This window comes from Blastococcus sp. SYSU D00820 (genome assembly GCF_054050695.1).
In genome coordinates this window covers 113,594-133,818 of record NZ_JBJGZW010000009.1, presented here as the reverse complement: position 1 = coordinate 133,818, position 20,225 = coordinate 113,594, and the positions used below count along the sequence as shown (strand labels likewise).

Genomic DNA, 20,225 nt, shown 5'->3' with positions numbered 1-20,225 from the left:
CGTTCCTTCAGCGGACGGCAGCGCTGGCGCGCGCGGCGCGCAGCGTCGCGTACTCGGCGCGGCGGGCCCAGCGGCGGGCGGCCCGTAGCCGGCGAATGCGCGTCGCCGCGTCGGCCTGCGCCCGCAGCTCGGCGAGGTGGTCGCAGGCCAGGTCGTACTCGTAGCTGTACATCTCGGTCCCTCGAATCGCAGATCTGGGCGTACTCGCTGTTCCGGAGGAGTTCCGCGGTCCGCCGCTCACGCGGCGACCACCTTGCGGGGACGACCCCGCGGGCGCTTGCGGGCGATGACCACGCCCCGCTCGAAGATCTCGCCGCCCCACACGCCCCACGGCTCGCCGCGGGACAGCGCGCCGGCCAGGCAGGCGTCCCGCACCGGGCAGGCGGCACAGAGGGCCTTGGCCTCCTCCAGCTGGGCCGGGGTCTCGGCGAACCACAGGTCCCGCTCCTCCTGCCGGCAGGGCAGCGGGCGCCGCACCGGGGCAGGAGCCACGGGGGTGCGCGGCACCCGCGGGAGATGTCCACCGGTCCGGGACGACCCGGGGCGGCGGGAGGACGTCGGTCGCTCGATCGTCTGCGGCACAGCCGCTCCTCCTCGTACTCGTTCGTGGCACGGCCGGCGGGGGCCCGCCGACCGGTCGGTCGGGGCCGGGTGCCGCGGAGGAGAAAGCGAAGAGGCCGCGGATCCCGGGATTCGGGTTCCGCGGCCTCGAGGAGGACCGGTGAGCGGCTAGCTCAGGGGTCTCCCCGGGGATCGGATCCCGAGGGTGGTGCTGTTGTCGGTGCGCTGGACGTCGCCGTTGCGGAGGACATCGCCGGTGCGCGGGACGTCGACGAACTCGGTCGTCCGCGGGGCGCCGGGCACCACTGCGCCGAACCAGGCGGTGCTGAACGGAGCGGTGCCGAACGGAGCGGTGCCGAACGGCTCGGCGGTGCAGTCGGCGGCGGGCAGACCGGTGCCCTCGTGCGGGGCGAGGAAGGCAGCCGAGGCGCTGCCGGTCAGGTCGAACGGCGTCATCGACCGGACCACGGCGTAGCGCGGACGCGCGACGAGGCTGCCCGGGCCGGAGACCCCGGCGAGGGCGCACATGTCCAGCGTGCTGATCACAGGAACGCCCCTCCTCCCGGGGTCGGAGCCCGGCCGTTCGGCCGTTCTCGGGTCTGGCGCGCTCGGGCTCCCCGAGCGCGAGTTGGACAGTAGGGGGACCCGCGGAAGCGGGTCAACGCAATTAACGACCGCGTCCCCCAGTCGTCGGACGGCGGCCACCCGGACCGCCCTGCCGTGTCAGACGGTGACCGACTCGCCGCTGACCGTGGCCAGAACGCCGGCGCCGTAGAGCTCGAGCTTCCGGGCCCCGATCCCGGGCAGCGCGCCGAGCTCGCGCAGCGTGCCGGGCCGGGACTCCGCGATCGCCTGCAGCGTCGCGTCGGTGAAGACGACGTAGGCCGGCACGGAGGCCTCCTGCGCGGTCGCGCTGCGCCACGCGCGCAGCCGCTCGAACAGCTCGCCGGCCTCGCCCTCGAGCACGACCTTCTGCTTCTTCGCCGGCTTGCGGGCCGGCGGCGCCGTGGGCCCGGACTCCGGGGCCAGGCCGGTGAGGAAGCGGCTGCGCGGGCGGGACCGCCGGCCCCCGGGGTTGCGCGCCAGCGACCACGAGAGGGTCAGCTGCTCGCGGGCCCGGGTGATCGCCACGTAGAGCAGCCGCCGCTCCTCCTCGACCGCCTCGGGCCGGGACAGCGACTGGGCGATCGGCAGGACGCCGTCGACCAGGCCGACGACGAAGACGACGTCCCACTCCAGGCCCTTGGCCGCGTGCATCGAGGCCAGCGTGACGCCCTGGACGGTCGGCGCGTGCTGCGCGTCGGCCCGCTCGGCCAGGTGCGTGACGAAGCCGGGGAGGTCGAGCGAGGGGTTCTCGGCGACCAGGTCGACGGCGAGGTCGACCAGCGCGGCCAGGGACTGCCACCGGTCGCGGGCGGCGCCACCCGGCGGCGGCCGGTGCTCGACCCAGCCGGTGGAGGCCAGCACGTCGCGGACGGTGGGCACCAGCGCCCCGGGCTCGCTGCCCCCGGCCGCGGCGCCGCGCAGCAGCAGCACCGCCTCGCGCACCTCGGGCCGCTCGAAGAACCGCTCGCCCCCCTTGAGGACGTAGGGCACGCCGGCCGCGGCGAGCGCGTTCTCGTAGACCTCGGACTGGGCGTTGATGCGGAACAGCACCGCGATCTCGGCGGCCGGCGTGCCCGCGTCGATGAGCGCCCGGCAGGCCGCGGCCACCGACGCGGCCTCCGCCGGCTCGTCCGGGTGCTCGACGAAGCGGGGCTCGGCGCCCTCGGCACGCTGGCCGAGCAGCCGCAGCCCGGGCAGGCCCTTGCGGCGCGGCGCCTGGCCGATCAGCTTGTTGGCCAGCCCGACCACCTGCGGGGTGGAGCGGTAGTCGCGCTCGAGCTTGACCACCTCGGCGTCGGGATAGCGGTCGGCGAAGCCGAGCAGGTAGTCCGGGTTCGCACCCGTGAACGAGTAGATGGTCTGGTTGGGGTCGCCGACCACGCAGACCTCGGCGCGGCCGCCGAGCCAGGCGTCGAGCAGCCGCTGCTGCAGCGGGTTGACGTCCTGGTACTCGTCGACGACGAAGTGCCGGTACTGGGCGCGCACCTGGCGGGCGACGTCGTCGTGCTCCTCGAGGGCGAAGGCCGTGACCAGCAGGAGATCCTCGAAGTCCAGCGCGCCGTCGCGCTGCTTGGCCGACTCGTAGCCGGCGTAGACCTGCGCCACGGCGGCGGCCTCGAACGGCAGGTCGCGGCCGGCGGCGGCCGCCCGGGCCGGGTAGTCCTCCGGCGTGGCCAGCGTCGTCTTGGCCCACTCGATCTCGCTGGCGAGGTCGCGCAGGCTGGTGCGGTCGGTGGTCAGCCGGGCACGGGCCGCGGCCGTGGCCACCACCCGCAGCTTGTTCTCGACCAGCGGCGGGAGCGGCCCGCCGAGCACCCGCGGGGCGAAGTAGCGCAGCTGCCGCATCGCCGCGGCGTGGAAGGTGCGGGCCTGCACGCCGCCGACGCCCAGCTGGGCCAGCCGGCCGCGCAGCTCCCCCGCCGCACGCGCGGTGAACGTGACGGCCAGGACCTGCTCGGGGACGAACGCCCCGACGTGCACGCCGTAGGCGATGCGGTGGGTGATCGTGCGGGTCTTCCCGGTGCCGGCACCGGCGAGGATGCAGACCGGACCCGTGACCGCCGAGGCGGCGGCGCGCTGCTCGTCGTCCAGACCCGCCAGCACCGCCTCCGCTCCGGCCGACGGCTCCGGGACCCGCTGCGCTGTGCTCACCCGACCGATACTCCCAGCCCCCGCCGACAGCGACGGGGAAGCATCCCCACCGCGGTGGTGTTGCCGCGTGGGGACGCCCTGACGGGCGCCGCCACGACCGGACCCTGGAGGACCTGCGATGAGCGCTGCGGCTGCCGCGGTGACGATGTACACGACGACCTGGTGCGGCTACTGCAACCGGCTCAAGAAGCTGATGCAGCGCGAGGGCATCGAGTTCGCCGAGGTCGACATCGAGGTCACCGAGGGCGCCGCGGACGTCGTCATGAAGGCCAACGGGGGCAACCGCACCGTTCCGACGCTGGTCTTCGCCGACGGCGTGGCCCTGACCAACCCGAGCATCGACCAGGTGAAGGCCCAGCTCGCGCAGCTCGCCTGACACCGGACCGGCGCGCCTCGGCGCGTGCGCTACGCACACCGGCCGCCGGCTTGGCATGATCGGCCTCCGAGGAGGCCGCGACCGGCGGCCGGTGCCCGGGCCCTGCCGGGCTGGACGTCTGCGTGGAGGCCCGTGCCGTGAGCTCCAGCGTCGAGCACGCCGCCGATGCGGCTGCCCGCGCGGACGCCGACCTGACGGCGTCCGTGCCGGCGGTCATGGTGGTCCGCACCGCCCGCGGGTGGTCGGTCATGTCGCCCGGGTCCGCCGAGGAGGTCGGCGACCTCGTCGAGGGCCTGTCGCTGGCCGACCTGTTCGCCGAGGAGAGCGGCACCCCGACCGACCCCGACCGCACGGCCCGCCGTGCCGCCCGCGGTCCCGCCGGCCCGGCCGCCGATCCCGACGCCGACCCCCGCGACATGCGCATCGCCGCGCTGGAGCGCACCGTCGCCCAGCTCGAGCACGCGCTGGCCGCGCGGGTGTCCACCGAGCGCGCGATCGGGGTGCTCGCCGAGCGCCACGGCACCAGCCCGCGCTCGGCGTTCGAGCTGATCCGCGGCCAGGCCCGCGCCGAGGGCCGCCCGGTGCACGAGCTCGCGCGCGAGGTGCTGGAGGGTCTCGACGAGCGGCCCGCCGTCCCGCTGACCGCAGCGCCCGCCGCCGAGGAGACCACTGCCCTGCCGCCCGCGCCCCGCGGGCCGAGCGGCCGGCGCACCCGCACCCGGGCGGCCGCGGTCCCCGCGGCGGACGGCCGGCCCTGACCCGTCCCGAACCGCTCTCCCCCGCCGCGCTGGCCGACCGGCTGGCCGGTCTCCTGGCCGACCTGCCCCCCGAGGCCGGCGCCACCGCGCTGCGGGTGGCCGTCGACGGTCCCGACGTCGCCGCGCCCGTCGACCTCGCCCGGGCGATCGCCGAGCGGCTGCCGCCCCGCGGTCGGCCGGCGGCCGTCGTCCCCGCGCCGGGCTTCTACCGGCCCGCCTCGCTGCGGCTGGAGCACGGGCGCACCGACCCGGACGCGCGCTACACCGACTGGCTGGACGCCGGGGCGCTCTCCCGGGAGGTGCTCGACCCGCTCGGCCCCGGTGGCTCGGGCCACTACCTGCCGGTGCTGTGGGACCTGGAGCGCGACCGGGCCGCCCGGGCCGGGCGCGTGCCGATGCCCGCCGGCGGGGTGCTCCTGGTCGCCGGGGCGCTGCTGCAGGGGCTGGGGCTGGCCTTCGACGCCGTCGTCCACCTGCGGGTGGCGCCGGCCGCCCGGCGCCGGCGCACGCCCTCCGACCAGGCCTGGGAGCTGCCGGCCTTCGACCGCTACGACGACGAGGTGGACCCCACCGCGCTGGCCGACGCCGTGGTGCTGGCCGACTCCGCGGACCACCCGGCGCTGGTGCTGCAGGGCCGGTTCGCCGCCTAGAGGTCGCCGTCCAGCCAGCGGTCGATGATCGTGCGCGCGATGGAGATCGACGGCGGCAGGGCGCGCGGACCCGAGCCGGAGCGCAGCTGGTCCCGCGTGAACCAGGCGGCTTCCTCGATCTCGGTCGGATCGACCCGCAGGTCCTGGTCGCCGTCGACCCGCGCGGTGAAACCGAGCATCAGCGACTGCGGGAACGGCCACGGCTGGCTGGCCACGTAGCGGACGTCGGTGACGCGGACGCCGACCTCCTCGGCCACCTCGCGGGCGACCGCCTGCTCCGCCGACTCCCCCGGCTCGACGAACCCGGCGAGGATCGAGAACCGCCCGGGCGGCCAGACCGCCTGGCGGCCGAGCACGCACCGGTCGCCGCCGTCGTGCACCAGCATGATCACCGCCGGGTCGGTGCGCGGGAACAGCTCGGCGCCGGTGACCGGGTCGCGCTGCACCCAGCCGGACCGCTCGATGGTGGTGGCCGCGCCGGACAGCGGGCTGAACCGGGCCCGCTCGTGCCACTCCAGGATGCCGATCGCCTCGACCAGCAGGCCGGCGTCGAGGTCGGCGAGGTCGGCGCCCAGCTCGCGCAGGCCGCTCCAGGCGTCCACCGGCCGGCCGTTGACGGTCAGGCTGCGCTCCCCGCGGACCGCCGCGTAGGGCACGCCGTCGGCCTCGCCGAGGTAGACCGCGCCCGCCGGCAGGGCCGGCTGCTCGTCCCAGACCAGCCGCGGGCCGGCGTCGCCCTCGGAGACGGGCACGGTGCGCCGCTCGTCGACGGTGAGCACCCGGACCGGCCGGCCGCCGGCCGGGTCGGCCTCGGCGCGGGCCAGGTGGTTGCGGTCGTGCGCCGACCGGGCCAGCAGCGGCACCCGGCCGGTGGTCGGCCGGTCGTCGCGCGGCCAGGTCTCCGGATCCGGGTTGTCCGCGGGCGTGCTGCCGCCGGCCGGGACGGTCACGCGGGCTCGGTCTGCGCCGGCGGGGCGACGACCTCGACCGGGCCGAGGGCGGCCAGCGGCTCGCTCACCCGGCCGGCGTCGCCGACGACCACGGCGGTGAGCACGTCGGGCGCCAGGTACCGGCGGGCCGCGGCCTGGACCTCCTCGACGGTCACCCCGGCCAGGGCGCGCTGGTGCTCGGCCAGCCAGTCCGGGGACAGGCCCGCGCCGACGATCGCCGACAGCGTGCTGGCCAGCCCTGCGTGGGTGGCCGTGGACAGCGCCATGCTGCCCAGCACGTAGCGGCGGGCGCCGTCGAGTTCGGCGTCGGTGACCGGCAGCAGCGCCATCCGGCCGAGCTCGTACACCGTCTCGAGCAGCGCCGGGCCGGTGACCTCGGTGGCGACGTCGGCCTCGACCACGAACGACGACGCCGCGGCCAGGTGGTCGACCGAGCTGCGCGGGCTGTAGGTGTAGCCGCGCCGCTCGCGGATGTTCTCGACCAGGCGCGAGGAGAAGTACCCGCCGAAGACCATGTTGGCCAGCCGGACGGCGGCGAGGTCGGCGTCGGTGCGGCTGGGGGCCGGCCCGCCGAGGCGCAGGTTGGACTGCACCGCGCCGGGGCGGTCGACGACCTGGAGCGCGCCGGGGGTGCGCTCGGCCACGGCCGGGGCGGCGACCGCCGTCCCCTCGCCGGTCCAGCCGGCCAGCGCCGTGCCGGCGGCGTCGACCGCGGCGGCCGGGTCGAGGTCGCCGACCAGCACCAGCGTGCTGCCCGCGGGCAGCACCCGCTCGCGGTGCAGCTTGCGCAGCGCCGTCCCGCGGACCAGGCCGACCTGCTCGGCGGCGGGCAGCTGGAGGGCGTAGGGATGCGCGCCGTAGCGGCGCTCGGCCAGCGCGATGCGGGCGATGACACCCGGCTGCGAGCGGGCGATCGAGATCCGCTCGGCCACGCGGGCGCGCTCGGCCTCGACGAGGTCGGCCGGGTAGGTGGCGGAGGTCAGCAGCTCGGCCAGCACGCCGAGCACCGGGCCGAGCCCCTCGGCCAGCAGCGTGGTGGAGAACAGCAGCCGGTCGGGGTCGGTGGAGACCGACAGCTCCCCGCCGTGCTCCTGGAGCAGCTGGGCGATCTGGGTCTGGTCGTGCGCCTCGGTGCCGAGCAGCACCGCGCCGGAGAGGACGGCGGCGCGCGCGGTGTGCTGGTGCGCCGCGCGCGCGGTGCCGGCGGCGAACGGCACGCGCAGCCGCAGCTCGACCAGCGGGACGCCGGGCCGCGGGACGACGACGACCTTCAGGCCGCTGGGCAGGGTGGTCTCGGTGACCGCGAGGTCGGGCTGCGGGCGCGGCTCGCCCAGCGGCGGCACGAGGTCCAGGTCGAGGACGGGCGCACTCATCGCTGGCCTCCCGTGGCCTTGAGCTCCAGCACCGCGACGGTGCCCGGGTCCAGCCCGCGGGCCGCCGTCTGCACCTGCTCCGGGGTGACCGCGGCCAGCCGGGCGGCGAGCTCACCGGCGAGCTCGGCGCGGCCGTGCACCAGCTCCGCGGCGGCGAAGCCGAGGGTGCGGCCGAGCACGCTGTCGGCCTGGCGCAGCAGCTGCGCCTCGGTGCGGGCCTGCACCCGCGCCAGCTCGGCGGGCTCGACGCCCTGCTGGGCGACCGCGGCGATCTCCTCGTGCACCGCGCCGACGACGGCGTCGACGGGCACGGCGGCCGGGTGGTGCACCTGGGTGGTGAGCAGCGTGGCGTCGCGGACGTCGAACGGGTCGCCGAACAGGCCCACGTAGCTGCTCTGCGCGACGGCGAGCCGGTCCTGGTGGACCAGCCGGCGCTCCAGCCGGGAGGCGTCGCCCTCGCTGAGCAGCTCGGCGAGCAGCACGGTGCCCAGGTAGGTGTCGAGGTCGCCGACCGGGTCGGGCACGCGCCAGCCGAGCGCGACCGCCGGGGCCGGGGCCAGCCGGTCCTCCACGACGCCGGAGCGGACCGTGGTCGGCGAGGGCTCGCCGGTGGCCACCGTCGGGGGCACGTCACGTGCCTCGACCGGGCCGAACCAGCGCTGCACCAGCCGCTCGGTCTCGGCGACGTCGAGGTCGCCGCCGATGCAGAGGACGGCGTTGCCCGGGGCGTAGTAGCGGGAGAAGAAGTCCGCGGCGTCGTCGACCGTGGAGGACTCCAGGTCGACGAAGGAGCCGTAGCCGTCGTGGGTGTTGGCGAAGCTGTCGAAGGCGATCTGCGGCAGCTGCAGCCAGGGGAAGGCGCCGTAGGGCCGGTTGAGCACGTTGACCCGGATCTCCTCCTTCACCACGTCGATCTGGTTGCGGAGGTTCTCGGCGGTGATCGCCGGGGCGGCCATGCGGTCGGCCTCGAGGAACAGCGCCCGCTCGAGCGCCTCGGCCGGCAGGGCCTCGTAGTAGTTGGTGTAGTCCTGGTGCGTCGAGCCGTTGAAGGTGCCGCCGGCGGCCTGGACCAACCGGGCGTGCTCCATCTTCGGCACGTGCGCCGAGCCCTGGAACATCAGGTGCTCGAAGAGGTGGGCGAAACCGGTGCGGCCCTCGGGCTCGTTGCGCATCCCGACGTCGTAGAAGACCGTCACGGCCACGACCGGCACGCTGCGGTCGGGCGCGAGGACGACCCGCAGGCCGTTGTCGAGGCGGAAGCGCTCCACCGGGTGCCGGAGGGTGAGGTCGGCCCCAGCTGCTGTCACGTCCCGACCCTAACCGCGGCGGGAGATCTGCCGCCGGGTGGTCACGGGAACGGCAGCCGGCCGCAGCGCGGTCCGGAGGACCGCGATGTCACAGCACCTCGACGGCGTCGAGGACCCGGTCGATCGTCCCGTACAGCTCCGCGTGCGTGTTCGGGATCGAGATGTACAGCAGCGCGGGCGCCGCGCGGCCGACGTCGATGAGCAGCAGCGCCGCCCGCTCGCCGGTCGCGTCGTAGCCCTCGACGTCCCAGGACAGGTCGAACTCGATGAGGTGCGCGGGCGCGCCGTCCACGGTCAGCGCCTCGTCGCGCAGGATCCGCTGCTCGTTGGGCGCCGGGTAGTAGTTACGGCGGGCGCTGTCGGCGACGGCCTGCACGGTGGTCGCGAGGGTGCCCTCGCCCGCGTAGCCGAAGCTCGGCACCAGCGGGCCCGAGGTGCACTGCGCGATGAAGATGCCGGCGGGCGTCTGGTCCTGGGTGGTGAAGTACTGGCCGGCGACCTCGCTGGTCTCGTTCATCTCGCCGAGGTCGTACTCGTACCAGCCGTCGCCGAGGAACGGATAGGCGATGCCGGCCGCCTCGTCGACGATGCGCACCGTGCCCGGCGGGAAGGTCGGCCCGGCCGGCGTCGACGGGTCGCTGACCGCAGGGCCGGCCTCGACGCCCGTGGCGCCGTCGCTGCCGCGCCCGACCAGCAGCGCGATGACGACCACGACGACCAGGCCGATCACCGACAGGGCCACGATCCAGGCGGTGGTGCGCCCACCGGAGCGCGCGGTGGCCGGCGGGGGCACCGGCGGGACCGGGCGGGGCGGGGCCAGCGTGGGTGCGGAACGGACCGCGACGCCCGGCCCGGCCGGCGTGGTCACGTCCGACCAGCTCACCCCGTTCCACCAGCGCACCATCCCGGGCGCCCCGTCGGGGTCGGGGTACCACCCCGCGGGCGCGCTCTGCTCCCCTGGTCCCGTCACGGGGCTCAGGGTAGGGCGCGGAGGGGGGACGGCGGCGCAGCGCCGTCCTCCGCGTCAGTGGCCGCGGTCGGCGGCGCCGTCCCACCAGCCGGCCAGGCTGCGCAGCCCGTCCTCGCCACCCCCGCGCACCTCCACGACGGCGCGGGTACCCAGGTCGTCCCACGTCCAGGTGAGGACGGCGTCGGTCTCGTCGTCGACGTAGCAGGCGAGCCGGCCGACCACCCGGTCGTCGGGATCGGTGACCGGGAGCCAGCCCTGCGGGGTGTCGCCGCCGCCGCAGTCGTAGACGTCCTCCAGCCGCGGCCAGTCCTCGCGCTCGCGGTCGTCGGCGAACCCGTCACGCGCGGCGGTGCCGGGCAGCGCGGTGTAGGTGCCGTCGGGCAGCTCGGCGTCGGGGTCGCCGTCCGGGCAGGTCAGCTCGCGCAGCGCGTCGCCGGTCGGCTCCTCGACGGCGCAGTCGCCCGGCGTCACGCCCTCGGGCAGCGCGAGGGCGAGGAGCCGGTCGGCGTTCTCCACGGCGTCGGCGGCCGCGGCGTCGCGGCCGCGGTCGACCAGCACCAGGACGACGGCGAGCGCCACCACCGCGGCGGTGAGCACGGCGGTCAGCGCCCAGGGCAGCGCGGCGCCCCGGCGGCGGCCGGCGGGTGCGGGCGCCGCCGTGGCCGCCGCGGGGCGGGAGGGCGCGGCGACCGGCTCGACGCGGGTCGCCGCGCGGGCGCCGTCCGCGGGCGGGACGGGACCGACCGCGGTCCGGTCGTCGGGACCGGCCGGCACCGGCACGCCGCTGCCGGCGAGCGCGGCACGGGCGGCGGCGGCCAGCTCACCGGCGCTGGGCCACCGCTGCGCGGGGTCCTTGGCCAGGCCGCGGGCCACGACGGCGTCGAGGGCGGCGGGCAGGCCGGGCCGCCGGGCCGAGAGCGGTTCGGGCTGCTCGTGCAGGTGGGCGTGCATCAGCGCCACGGGGTCGCCGGGCGGGAACGGCGGGCGGCCGGTGAGCAGCTCGACCAGCACGCAGGCCAGCGAGTAGACGTCGGCGCGGCCGTCCAGGGGGCCGCGGCCGAACCGCTCGGGCGCCATGTAGGTGGTGCTGCCGATGGCCAGCCCGGTGCCGGTGAGCCCCGGCCCGGTGCCCTCGTCGGTCACGCGGGCGATGCCGAAGTCGGCGAGGTAGGCGAAGTCCTCCCCCGCCGCCGAGCTGGCCAGGTCACGGCCGTCGGCGCGGGCCACCAGCAGCACGTTGGACGGCTTGACGTCGCGGTGCACCAGCCCGCCGGCGTGCGCGGCGTCCAGGGCGCGGGCGACCTGGCCGACGACGTCGACGGCGCGGGCGGGGTCCAGCGGGCCGGTGCGGGCCAGCAGCGAGCCGAGGTCCTCCCCCTCGACCAGCCGCATGTCGAGGAACAGCTGCCCGTCGATCTCGCCGTAGCGGTGGATCGGGATGACGTGCGGCTCGTGCAGCCGGGCGGCGATCCGGGCCTCGCGGCGGAACCGCTCGCGGTAGCCCTCGTCGCCGGCCCACGCCTGCGGCAGCACCTTGAGCGCGACGTCCCGCTCGTGCTCGGCGTCGTGGGCGCGCAGCACCTGTCCCATCCCGCCGCGCCCCAGGACGCCGAGGACCCGGTACGGACCGAACTCCTGCCCCTCCGGCCCGGTCACCGCGCGGACGCGGCCTGGGCGGCCAGCTCCCGCCACAGGTGGGCGGCCGCCTCGGCGCCGCGGTGGAGCATCGGCAGCAGCACCCGCTCGTTCGGCGAGTGGATGCGGTCGGTGGGCAGGCCGGCGCCGAGGAACAGCAGCGGTGCGCCGAGGACGTCGACCAGGTCGGCCTCCGGCCCGCTGCCGCCCTCGCGGGTGAACAGCACCGCGCCGGGATCGGTGTCGAAGGCCTGGCCGATGGCGGCGAGGAGGGCGTCCATGGCCGGGGAGTCCAGATCGCTGGCGCACGGGGAGACGCCGCCGGGCGGGGTGTGCACCTCCGCCTCGATGCCGGCCGGCACCCGCTCGGCGACCCAGGCGCGCAGCATCGGGCCGATGTCGGCCGGCCGCTGGTCGGCGACCAGGCGGAAGGTCAGCTTGGCGTGTGCCTCGGCGGGGATGATCGTCTTGTGGCCGGGGCCGGTGTAGCCGCCCCACATGCCGTTGACCTCGGCGGTCGGGCGGGCGCCGATCCGCTCCAGGGTGCTGAAGCCGGCCTCGCCGGCGAGCGCGCGGGAGGCGGCCGGCCCGGCCAGCCAGGCCTGCTCGTCGAACGGCACCCGGCCCATGAGCTCCCGCTCGCGGTCGGTCAGCGGGCGGACGGCGTCGTAGAAGCCGGGGAGGGTGACCCGCCCCTGCTCGTCGTGCAGCGCGGCGAGCAGCTCGGCCATCGCGTGCAGCGGGTTGGGCACCGCGCCGCCGAAGGAGCCCGAGTGCAGGTCGACGGCGGGGCCGCGCAGGGTGATCTCGGCGTCGGCCAGCCCGCGCATGGCGACGACGGCACTGGGCACGTCGGGCGCGGCCATGCCGGTGTCGCTGACCACGACGACGTCGCAGCGCAGCCGGTCGGCGCGCTCGCGCAGCAGGTCGGCGAAGTGCGGCGAGCCGGACTCCTCCTCGCCCTCGACCAGCAGCTTCACCGTGACCGCCGGGGTGTCGCGGCCGGTGGCGGCCAGGTGGGCGCGGATGCCGAGCAGGTGGAAGGCGACGTTGCCCTTGTCGTCGATGGCGCCGCGGGCGTGCAGCTCCGGGCCGTCGGGACCCTCCACCACGGTCGGCTCGAACGGCGGGTGCTCCCACAGCTCCAGCGGGTCGACCGGCTGGACGTCGTGGTGGCCGTAGACGAGCGCGACGGGGGCGCCGGCGTCGGCGCTGGGCCACTCGGCGTAGACCGCCGGCGCGCCGGGGGTCGGCCAGATCTCCACGGTCGGGAACCCGGTGCGGCGCAGCGCCTCGGCCAGCCACTCGGCGCTCTCGGCGACCGCCGGGGCCGACAGCGGATCGGCGGAGATCGACGGGATGCGCAGCCACGCGTCGAGGTCGGCGTGCAGGTCGTCGAGGTGGGCGCGGACGTACTCGCGTTCCGGGCTGGTCACCCCGACGACGGTAGTGGCGCGGGCGCGCCGCCTCCTGGGCCGGGCTAGCGTCGCGGCCATGGCCGGAGGACTGCAGCGGGTGGACGTCGGCGACCTGACCTTCGACGTGCGGGCCGATGGGCCCGAGGACGGCCGGCCGGTGCTGCTCCTGCACGGCTTCCCGCAGACGTCGCTGTCGTGGGCGGCGGTCACCCCGCTGCTCACCCAGGCCGGGCTGCGCACGTACGCCGTGGACCAGCTGGGCTACTCCCCCGGCGCCCGGCCGGCGGAGGTGGATGCCTACGCGCTGACCCACCTCGCCCAGGTGACCGCCGACCTGATGACCGAGCTCGACGCGCCGGTGGCCGACGTCGTCGGGCACGACTGGGGCGCCAACGCGGCCTGGGCGCTGGCGGCCTGGCACGGGGACCGGGTGCGCTCGCTGACCGCCGTCTCGGTGCCGCACCCGGCCGCCTACACCGCGGCGTACCGCAGCGATCCGGAGCAGAGGGAGCGCTCGGCCTACATCCGGCTGTTCTGGCAGGCGGGCAAGGCCGAGGAGGTGCTGCTGGCCGACGACGCCCGGCGGCTGCGGCGGATGTTCGGCAGCGAGGGCGGGTGGGCCGTCCCCGCCGAGGCGGTCGACGAGTACGTCGCGGTGCTGTCCGCGCCCGGCGCGCTCACCGCGGCGCTGAACTGGTACCGGGCGATGAGCTCCGACATCCCGGTGGACGACGTGGCGGTGCCGACGACCTACGTGTGGAGCGACGCCGACGTCGCGATCGGCCGGGTCGCCGCCGAGGGCTGCGCGGCGCACGTGACCGGGGACTACCGGTTCGTCGAGCTGCCGGGTGTCTCGCACTGGATCCCGGAGCAGGCGCCGGAGGCGCTGGCCGCGGCGATCATCGACCGGATCGCCTCGACCTGACCCTCACCCCGTGCCGGAGACCAGCGCGAGCAGCCCGGCCTCGTCGAGCAGGTCGACCGGGCGCACGGTGGTGTTCGCCAGCACGTGGTGGAAGCCGGCGCTGACCTGCTCGACCGGCACGCCGGTGAGCCGCGACCAGCCCAGCCGGTAGGCGGCCAGCTGCACGCCGACGGCGGAGAGCTCGGCCGCGGTGGGCGGCGGGCCGGTCTTCCAGTCGATGACCTCGAAGCCGCCGTCGGGGCGGGCGAAGACCGCGTCGATCCGGCCCCGCAGGGTCAGCGGCCCCAGCGGCGTCTCGAACGGCACCTCCACCTCGATCGGCTGCCGGTCGGCCCACTCGCCGGCGAGGAAGGCCTCCTGCAGGCCGGCCAGCGAGCTGTCGGGCACGGCCAGCTCGTCGCCGGAGCCGGGCAGCTCGTCGAGGTCGAGCAGCCGGGAGGCGCCGAAGCGCTCCTCCAGCCAGGCGTGGAAGGCGGTGCCGCGGCGGGCCTGCGGCGCCGGGGCGGCCGGCATCGGCCGGCGCAGCCGGCGGGCCAGCTCGGCCGGGTCGCGGCGCAGCGTCACCAGCGCGGACACCGACAGGTGCGAGGGCAGCGGGACGTCGACGGTCGGGCTGGCGATCCGGGCCCGCTCGCGCAGCAGCAGGTCGGCGTCGCGGACCCACTGCTCGACCAGCTCGTCGCCGCCGCCGAGGGTGCGCTCGACGTCGAGCGGGTGCGGCGCGGCGTTCTCGACCAGCTCCGCCGCCGCGGTGAGCGCCCGCCGCCGGGCCGGCGCGAGCGGATCGGCCGGCCAGATGCCGACCGGCCACTCCTCCAGCGCCGGGTTGGTGGCCCCTTCGGCCGGCGGCTCGGCCCACGCGACGACCACCCCCGCGCCGGCGGTGCAGGCCCGCCGGGCGGTGTCGAGCAGCACCGAGGGCCCGCACGGCTTCACCCCGTCGCGCCACCAGCTGCCCGAGCACAGCAGCAGGTGCTTGGCGCGGGTGACCGCGACGTAGCCGAGCCGGATCTCCTCGGCCAGGCCGAAGTCCTTCCACTCCTGCACGTAGTCCTCGAGGGCGGCCTTCACGACCGCCTGGTCGCCCGAGCCGGGCACCGGCAGCCGGAGCCGGGGCAGCTCCTCGCGGTCGGTGAGCCGCAGGTCGGCGGGGATGGCGCCGGGGTCGCGGATCCACGAGTCGCTGGTGTCGCTGCGGGCGGGGAACTGGTCGGCGGTCATGCCGGGCACCGCGACGACGTCCCACTCCAGGCCCTTGGCCGAGTGCCCGGTGAGCAGCTGCACCGCCTCGGGGTTGACCGCGACCTCGCCGGGCTCCAGCCCGCGCTCGCGCTCCTCGGCGTCCTTGAGGTAGCCGAGGAACGCCGGCAGCGAGGGCAGCTCGGCCAGCTCGGTGAACTCCGCGGCGACGGCGTGCAGCGCGTCGAGGTGCGCGCGGGCGCCGGCCGGGCTGACGCCGGGCGTGCTGGCCAGCTCGGTCTCCAGGCCCAGCGTGCGGGCGACCTCGTCGACGAGGTCGGGCAGCGGGTCGCCGAGGCGGGTGCGCAGGTGGCCCAGCTCCCGGGCCAGCCGCCGCAGCCGCCGGTAGGCGGCGGTCGAGTAGCCGGACGCATCGCCGAGGTCGTCGAGGGCCTCGACGATGCTGCCGCGCTCCTGCGGCGGCTCCGCGGGAGCCGGCTGCCCGGCCGGTGGCTCCGGCCGGCGGGCGTGCACCAGCGCCCGGGCGCGGGCCTCCAGCGCGGCGAGGTCGCGCGGGCCGATCCGCCAGCGCGCCCCGGTGAGCAGCCGGCCCAGCGCGTCGCCGGCGGTGGGGTCGACCAGCACGGTGAGCGTGGCGACGACGTCGGACACCTCGGGCACCTCGAGCAGGCCGCCGAGGCCGACGACCTCGACCGGCAGGCCGCGGGCGCGCAGCGCGGCGGCGATGCCCGGCAGCTGCTTGCGGGTGCGGGCCAGCACCGCGACCGTCGGCGGCCGGCCGTCCGGCCGCGGCGGCACCACCGGGTCGGTGCCCTGCCAGCACGCGGCCAGCCGGTCGGCCAGGGCCTCGGTCTCGTCGGCGACGGTGTCGTAGAGCCCGACGACCACCGAGCCGCGGCCGGCCGTGGGCGCGGGTGCCAGGTCGGGCAGCGGCACGTCGGGGGCCGGCAGCAGCCCGGCGACGGCGTTGGCCACCTCGAGGACGGCGCCGTCGTTGCGCCAGCTGGTGGCCAGGGTGAGCCGCTGGGCCTCCTTGCCGCGGGTGCCGGCGAAGGTGCGGGCGAACCGCTCGATCGTGCCGGCCGAGGCCCCGCGCCAGCCGTAGATCGACTGGCGCGGGTCGCCGACGGCGAGCACCGGGTGGCCGGTGGCCCGCCCGAACAGCGCCTCGAGCATCCGGAGCTGGCCGACGCTGGTGTCCTGGTACTCGTCGAGCAGCACGACCTTCCAGCGGGTCCGCTCGCGCCGGCCGACCTCGGGTGCGGAGACGGCGATCCGTGCGGCGTGCGCCACCTGGTCGGCGTAGTCGATGGCACCGGCCGCGCGCTTGCGCGCCTCGAAGGCCTCGACCAGCGGCAGCAGCGCCACCCGCGCCCGCTGCCGGGCGAGCATGTCGAGGACGTCCTTGTACGGGCCCTTCTTCTTCGGGGCGTCGGCGTAGCCGACGATCTGCGCCTCCAGGCGGGCGGTCCAGGCCCGCAGCGCCGCGGGGCTGACGTCGTGCTCGCCCATCTCGGCGGCCAGCGCCAGCACGTCCTCGACCGTGGTCAGCAGCGACAGCGGCACGTCGGCCATGTCGCCGGTGTAGCCAGCGACCACCGAGGTGGCCTGCCCCCAGCACATCGCCGGGCCCAGCACGCCGGCGCCGGGCTCGACGCCGATCCGCAGGCCGTGCTCGGCGACCAGCGAGGCGGCGTACCCGTGGTAGGTCGACACGGTGGGCTGGGCGATCTCCAGCCGGTCGCGCAGGTCCTGCTCGGTCTCGGGATGGCGGGCCAGCGCGCCCAGCCGCAGCCGGATCCGCTCGCCGAGCTCGCTGGCGGCCTTGCGCGTGAAGGTCAGCCCGAGGACGGCCTCGGGCTCGACGATCCGGTTGGCGACCAGCCAGGAGACCCGGGCGGCCATGGTCTCGGTCTTGCCCGACCCGGCACCGGCGACGACCACGAGCGGACGGTCGGCCGGGGCGGCGACCACCCGGGCCTGCTCCGGGGACGGCGCGTAGGACAGCCCGCAGCGGGCGGCCACCTCGGCCGGGTCGAGCAGCCGCCGCGGGGCCGGCGCCGGCGCGGGGACGTCGAAGAGCTCGTCGAAGGACAGCTGCGCCTCGTCGGGCGCCGTGCCGTGGCGAGCGCTGGCGCCGTGCCGGGGGCTCATGCCGTCACCTGCCGGCCGCGCTCCTGCAGGGGGCAGCTCTTCCGGGCCGGGCAGCGCTGGCAGTGCGTGCCGGTGCGCACCTCGAAGGTCGCCGCGCCCATGCCCTCCCCCACCGTGGCCACCAGCTCGCCGGCCCAGGTCTGCTCCACCGGGGCGTCGGCCGGCAGCGGCGGCTGGTGCTGCTCCTTGGCCTTCGCCCCGGACCCGACCTGCAGCAGGGCGGCGCCACCCGGGGTGCTGCCGTGGTCGCCGAAGGCACCCGCCGCGATCGCCACCTGGTAGGCGGCCAGCTGGCCGTGGGTGTCGATCTCCCGGGCCGCGCTCTTGCCGGTCTTCAGGTCGACGACGACCAGGCGGCCGTCGGAGTCGCGCTCCAGCCGGTCGACCTGCCCGCGGATGCGGGCCCGGCCGACGGTCACGTCGAAGTCCTCCTCGGCGGCCAGCAGCTCCCGGCCGTTGGCCGCGTGCCAGCGCAGGAACCGGTCGAGCATGTCGTGCGCGGAGTCGCGCTGCCGCTGGTCGGACCACCCCGGCCCCAGGTCGAGCTGGTCGAGCTCGGCGGCCAGCGCGGCGCGGGCCTCGGCCGCGGGCAGCCCGTCGGCGACCTTCTGCGCCACCGCGTGCACGGCCGAGCCGACGGTGCGGGTGGCGTCGGGCGAGGCCTCCGCACCCACCGCGCCCAGCACCCAGCGCAGCGGGCAGCGCTGGAAGGTCTCGATCGCCGACGGGCGCACCCGCACCGGGAGGTCCTCGGCCACCAGCGGGGCGTCGTCGGACAGCGGCGGCAGGCCCCACCAGTCGCCGGGGGCGGCGCCGGGCACCCGCTCCTCGGCCAGCCGGCGCAGCACCGCGGCCGCCGCCGACCGGCGCTCGGCGGGGGTGTGCGGATCGGTCAGCGCCCGGCGCAGCTCGGCCACCAGCGCCGGCAGGGTCAGCGACCGCGGCAGGGGGGTCAGGGGCCGGCCGTCCTCCGGGGGCGGGACGACCAGGTCGAGGAAGCGGGAGGCGGTGGCGCCGGCCTCCGCGCCGTCGAGCGCACCCTCCACCGCGGTGACCACGAGCCGGCGGCGCGCGCGGGTGCAGGCCACGTAGAACAGCCGGCGCTCCTCGGCCAGCGCGAGGGTGCGCCGGTCGACCGCGGTGCCGTCGATGCCGGCGGCCCGCTCCACGAGCACCTCGGTGGCCAGCAGCGAGCCGCGGTCGCGCAGGTCGGGCCACACGCCCTCCTGCACCCCGGCGACGCAGACGACGTCCCACTCCAGGCCCTTGCTGGCGTGCGCGGTCAGCAGTCGCACCGTCTCGGTGGCGGTGGCCCGCGCCGCACCGGTGTCGCCGGGCAGCTCCTGCGCGGCCAGGTGCTCGACGAAGGCCCGGACGTCGGCCGAGGGCAGCCGGTCGACGAACCCGGCCGCGGCGTCGAACAGCGCGACGACCGCGTCGAGGTCGCGGTCGGCCACCGCGCCGGCGGCGCCGCCCGCGGCACTGGCCCGCGCCCAGCGCGTCGCCAGCCCGCTGCGCTGCCACATCGCCCAGAGCACGTCCTCGGCGGAGCCGTCGGCGGCCAGCGCCGCCCGCCCGGCGGCGAGCACCCCGGCGACCCGCCGGGCCGGCAGGGACACCGACTCGGGCAGTGCCTCCAGCAGCGGCTCGTCGGTGAGCGCCGTGGCCAGCGGAGCGCCGCGCTCGGCGGCGTCGACCCCCTGCTGCGCGAGCGCGATGCGCACCGCCCGGCGCAGCCGGCGCAGGTCGAGCACGGTGGCGCCGCCCAGCGGGGAGGCCAGCAGCGCCTCGGCGGCGGGCTCGTCGAGGGCGGGGCCGGCGTCGGCCGCGCGGGGCAGCAGCGCGGTGAGCGCGCTGAGGAACGGCGCGACGGCCGGCTGGGCGGCCAGCGGCAGCTCGTCGGAAGAGACGGCGACCGGCACCCCGGCCGAGGACAGCGCGCGGCGCAGCGGCCCGAGGGCCAGCATGCTGCGGACGACGACGGCCATCTCCGACCACGGCACGCCGTCGAGCAGGTGGGCCCGGCGCAGCACGTCGGCGACGTAGGCGGCCTCGACCGCCGTGGACCCGAACACGTGCACCTCGGCCGACCCCGGGTCGGCGCCGGGCACCGCCTGCAGCCGGCGGTGCTCCCACGGACCGGGCAGCCCCTCGGCCACCCTGCGGCTGATCGCCAGCAGCTCGGGCCCCGACCGCCGGCAGACCCCGAGGGAGACGCGGGCCGCGGGCCGGCCGTCGGCGTGCCGGAACCGGTCGGGGAACTCGACGATGCCGCGCGGCTCGGCGCCGCGGAAGGCGTAGATGGCCTGGTCGGGGTCGCCCACGGCGACGAGGTCACCGCCGCGGCCGGCGAGCAGCTCCAGCAGCTCGACCTGGGCGGGGTCGGTGTCCTGGTACTCGTCGACGAACAGCCAGCGCGCCCGCTCCCGCTCCTGGCGCAGCAGCTCGTCGTCGCCCTCGAGCTCGGCGATCGCGGCCCGCACCAGCTCGGCGGGGTCGTAGCCGGAGGCCTCGCCGCGGGCGGCCGTGGCGAACGCCGTCACCGCCTCGTACTGCTCCTGGAAGGCCGCAGCGTGCACCCACGCGTCGTGCCCCAGCTCGCGACCCCACGTGGCGAGGGTGTCGGCGCCGATGCCGCGCTCGGTGGCCCGCAGCAGCAGCTCCCGCAGCTCGCCGCGGAACCCGTTGGTGGCCAGCGCCGGCAGCAGCGACTCCGGCCAGCGGACCGCGCCCTCCTCGGCGAGGTCGCCGGAGAGCAGCTCGGCGACGACGGCGTCCTGCTCGGCGGCGGTGAGGAGCCGGGGCGGCGCCTCGCCGCGGAGCACGGCCGCCCGGCGCAGCACGCCGTAGGCGTAGGAGTGGAAGGTGCGGGCCAGGGGCTCGCGGATCGTGCGGCCCACGCGGGCGGTGATCCGCTCGCGGAGCTCGGCGGCGGCCTTGCGGCTGAAGGTCAGGACGAGGATGGACTCCGGGTCGACCCCGCGGTCGATGCGGGCCGCGACGGCCTCCACGATCGTCGTCGTCTTGCCGGTGCCCGGGCCGGCGAGCACCAGCAGCGGGCCGCCGGGGTGGTCGACGACCGCCTGCTGGGTCGGGTCCAGCCGCGGCCGGGCCGCCGCCGGCGCCTCCTCCTGCTGCACGAGCCGGTAGACCGGCTCGACGTCCCCCCGCACTGCCACGTCCCCGATGGA

General features: G+C 77.1%; 16 protein-coding genes. 4 read left to right on the top strand and 12 right to left on the bottom strand.

The window, feature by feature from the left end:
* Positions 1-7 precede the first annotated feature (7 nt).
* From ACI79R_RS12040 to ACI79R_RS12025, 4 genes are all read right to left on the bottom strand, one after another.
* Positions 8-172, bottom strand: a complete 165-nt coding sequence (locus tag ACI79R_RS12040; RefSeq protein ID WP_456573861.1) for a hypothetical protein — start codon at positions 170-172, stop codon at positions 8-10.
* A gap of 65 nt (positions 173-237) precedes the next feature.
* Positions 238-507, bottom strand: a complete 270-nt coding sequence (locus ACI79R_RS12035; protein WP_456573860.1) for a WhiB family transcriptional regulator — start codon at positions 505-507, stop codon at positions 238-240.
* A 222-nt stretch (positions 508-729) separates the two neighbouring features.
* The gene (locus ACI79R_RS12030) at positions 730-1,107 is read right to left on the bottom strand and encodes a hypothetical protein (RefSeq protein ID WP_456573859.1); all 378 of its coding nucleotides are present in this window, start codon (positions 1,105-1,107) and stop codon (positions 730-732) included.
* Between the two features lie 177 nt (positions 1,108-1,284).
* Entirely contained in the window at positions 1,285-3,318 is a 2,034-nt protein-coding gene (locus ACI79R_RS12025; protein WP_456573858.1) for an ATP-dependent helicase, read from the bottom strand.
* Positions 3,319-3,436: 118 nt separating this feature from the next.
* Here ACI79R_RS12025 and ACI79R_RS12020 point away from each other — a divergent pair, with 118 nt between their 5' ends.
* From ACI79R_RS12020 to ACI79R_RS12010, 3 genes are all read left to right on the top strand, one after another.
* Positions 3,437-3,694: a mycoredoxin gene (locus tag ACI79R_RS12020; protein ID WP_456573857.1), complete on the top strand. Its 258-nt coding sequence runs from the start codon at positions 3,437-3,439 to the stop codon at positions 3,692-3,694.
* 137 nt (positions 3,695-3,831) lie between these two features.
* Positions 3,832-4,452: an ANTAR domain-containing protein gene (locus tag ACI79R_RS12015; protein ID WP_456573856.1), complete on the top strand. Its 621-nt coding sequence runs from the start codon at positions 3,832-3,834 to the stop codon at positions 4,450-4,452.
* A 95-nt stretch (positions 4,453-4,547) separates the two neighbouring features.
* Positions 4,548-5,102: a uridine kinase gene (locus ACI79R_RS12010; protein WP_456573855.1), complete on the top strand. Its 555-nt coding sequence runs from the start codon at positions 4,548-4,550 to the stop codon at positions 5,100-5,102.
* Here ACI79R_RS12010 and nudC read toward each other — a convergent pair.
* The 6 genes from nudC to ACI79R_RS11980 all read right to left on the bottom strand — a co-directional run bounded on the left by nudC (position 5,099) and on the right by ACI79R_RS11980 (position 12,773).
* Entirely contained in the window at positions 5,099-6,052 is a 954-nt protein-coding gene (nudC, locus tag ACI79R_RS12005; protein ID WP_456573854.1) for an NAD(+) diphosphatase, read from the bottom strand. The two genes, ACI79R_RS12010 and nudC, sit on opposite strands and share 4 nt — an antisense overlap.
* Positions 6,049-7,425, bottom strand: a complete 1,377-nt coding sequence (locus tag ACI79R_RS12000) for a M16 family metallopeptidase (protein ID WP_456573853.1) — start codon at positions 7,423-7,425, stop codon at positions 6,049-6,051. The genes nudC and ACI79R_RS12000 overlap by 4 nt, the downstream gene beginning before the upstream one ends.
* A complete protein-coding gene (locus ACI79R_RS11995) occupies positions 7,422-8,732 on the bottom strand; it encodes a M16 family metallopeptidase (RefSeq protein WP_456573852.1) in 1,311 nt (436 codons plus the stop codon). The genes ACI79R_RS12000 and ACI79R_RS11995 overlap by 4 nt, the downstream gene beginning before the upstream one ends.
* Before the next feature lie 88 nt (positions 8,733-8,820).
* Positions 8,821-9,702: a DUF2510 domain-containing protein gene (locus tag ACI79R_RS11990; protein WP_456573851.1), complete on the bottom strand. Its 882-nt coding sequence runs from the start codon at positions 9,700-9,702 to the stop codon at positions 8,821-8,823.
* Positions 9,703-9,756: 54 nt separating this feature from the next.
* Positions 9,757-11,358: a serine/threonine-protein kinase gene (locus ACI79R_RS11985; protein WP_456573850.1), complete on the bottom strand. Its 1,602-nt coding sequence runs from the start codon at positions 11,356-11,358 to the stop codon at positions 9,757-9,759.
* Positions 11,355-12,773: a M20/M25/M40 family metallo-hydrolase gene (locus ACI79R_RS11980; protein ID WP_456573849.1), complete on the bottom strand. Its 1,419-nt coding sequence runs from the start codon at positions 12,771-12,773 to the stop codon at positions 11,355-11,357. Before ACI79R_RS11980 ends, ACI79R_RS11985 begins: the two co-directional genes overlap by 4 nt.
* Before the next feature lie 58 nt (positions 12,774-12,831).
* On the opposite strand from ACI79R_RS11980, the gene ACI79R_RS11975 reads away from it, so the two are divergent.
* Positions 12,832-13,680 carry an alpha/beta fold hydrolase gene (locus ACI79R_RS11975; RefSeq protein WP_456573848.1) on the top strand — a complete coding sequence of 283 codons (849 nt, stop codon included), beginning with the start codon at positions 12,832-12,834 and terminating at the stop codon, positions 13,678-13,680.
* Positions 13,681-13,683: 3 nt separating this feature from the next.
* On the opposite strand, the gene ACI79R_RS11970 is transcribed toward ACI79R_RS11975, so the two are convergent.
* Both ACI79R_RS11970 and ACI79R_RS11965 read right to left on the bottom strand, forming a co-directional pair.
* Positions 13,684-17,034 carry an ATP-dependent helicase gene (locus ACI79R_RS11970; protein ID WP_456573847.1) on the bottom strand — a complete coding sequence of 1,117 codons (3,351 nt, stop codon included), beginning with the start codon at positions 17,032-17,034 and terminating at the stop codon, positions 13,684-13,686.
* Complete coding sequence (locus tag ACI79R_RS11965; RefSeq protein ID WP_456573846.1) at positions 17,031-20,213, bottom strand: ATP-dependent helicase; 3,183 nt, start codon at positions 20,211-20,213, stop codon at positions 17,031-17,033. Before ACI79R_RS11965 ends, ACI79R_RS11970 begins: the two co-directional genes overlap by 4 nt.
* Positions 20,214-20,225: the final 12 nt, after the last annotated feature.

Excerpts from the sequence above, each read along its gene's own strand:
- ACI79R_RS12040 (WP_456573861.1), bottom strand. The coding sequence starts at position 172 with ATGTACAGCTACGAGTACGACCTGGCCTGCGACCACCTCGCCGAGCTG.
- ACI79R_RS12020 (WP_456573857.1), top strand. The coding sequence starts at position 3,437 with ATGAGCGCTGCGGCTGCCGCGGTGACGATGTACACGACGACCTGGTGC.
- ACI79R_RS12000 (WP_456573853.1), bottom strand. The coding sequence starts at position 7,425 with ATGAGTGCGCCCGTCCTCGACCTGGACCTCGTGCCGCCGCTGGGCGAG.
- ACI79R_RS11970 (WP_456573847.1), bottom strand. The coding sequence starts at position 17,034 with ATGAGCCCCCGGCACGGCGCCAGCGCTCGCCACGGCACGGCGCCCGAC.
- ACI79R_RS11975 (WP_456573848.1), top strand. The coding sequence starts at position 12,832 with ATGGCCGGAGGACTGCAGCGGGTGGACGTCGGCGACCTGACCTTCGAC.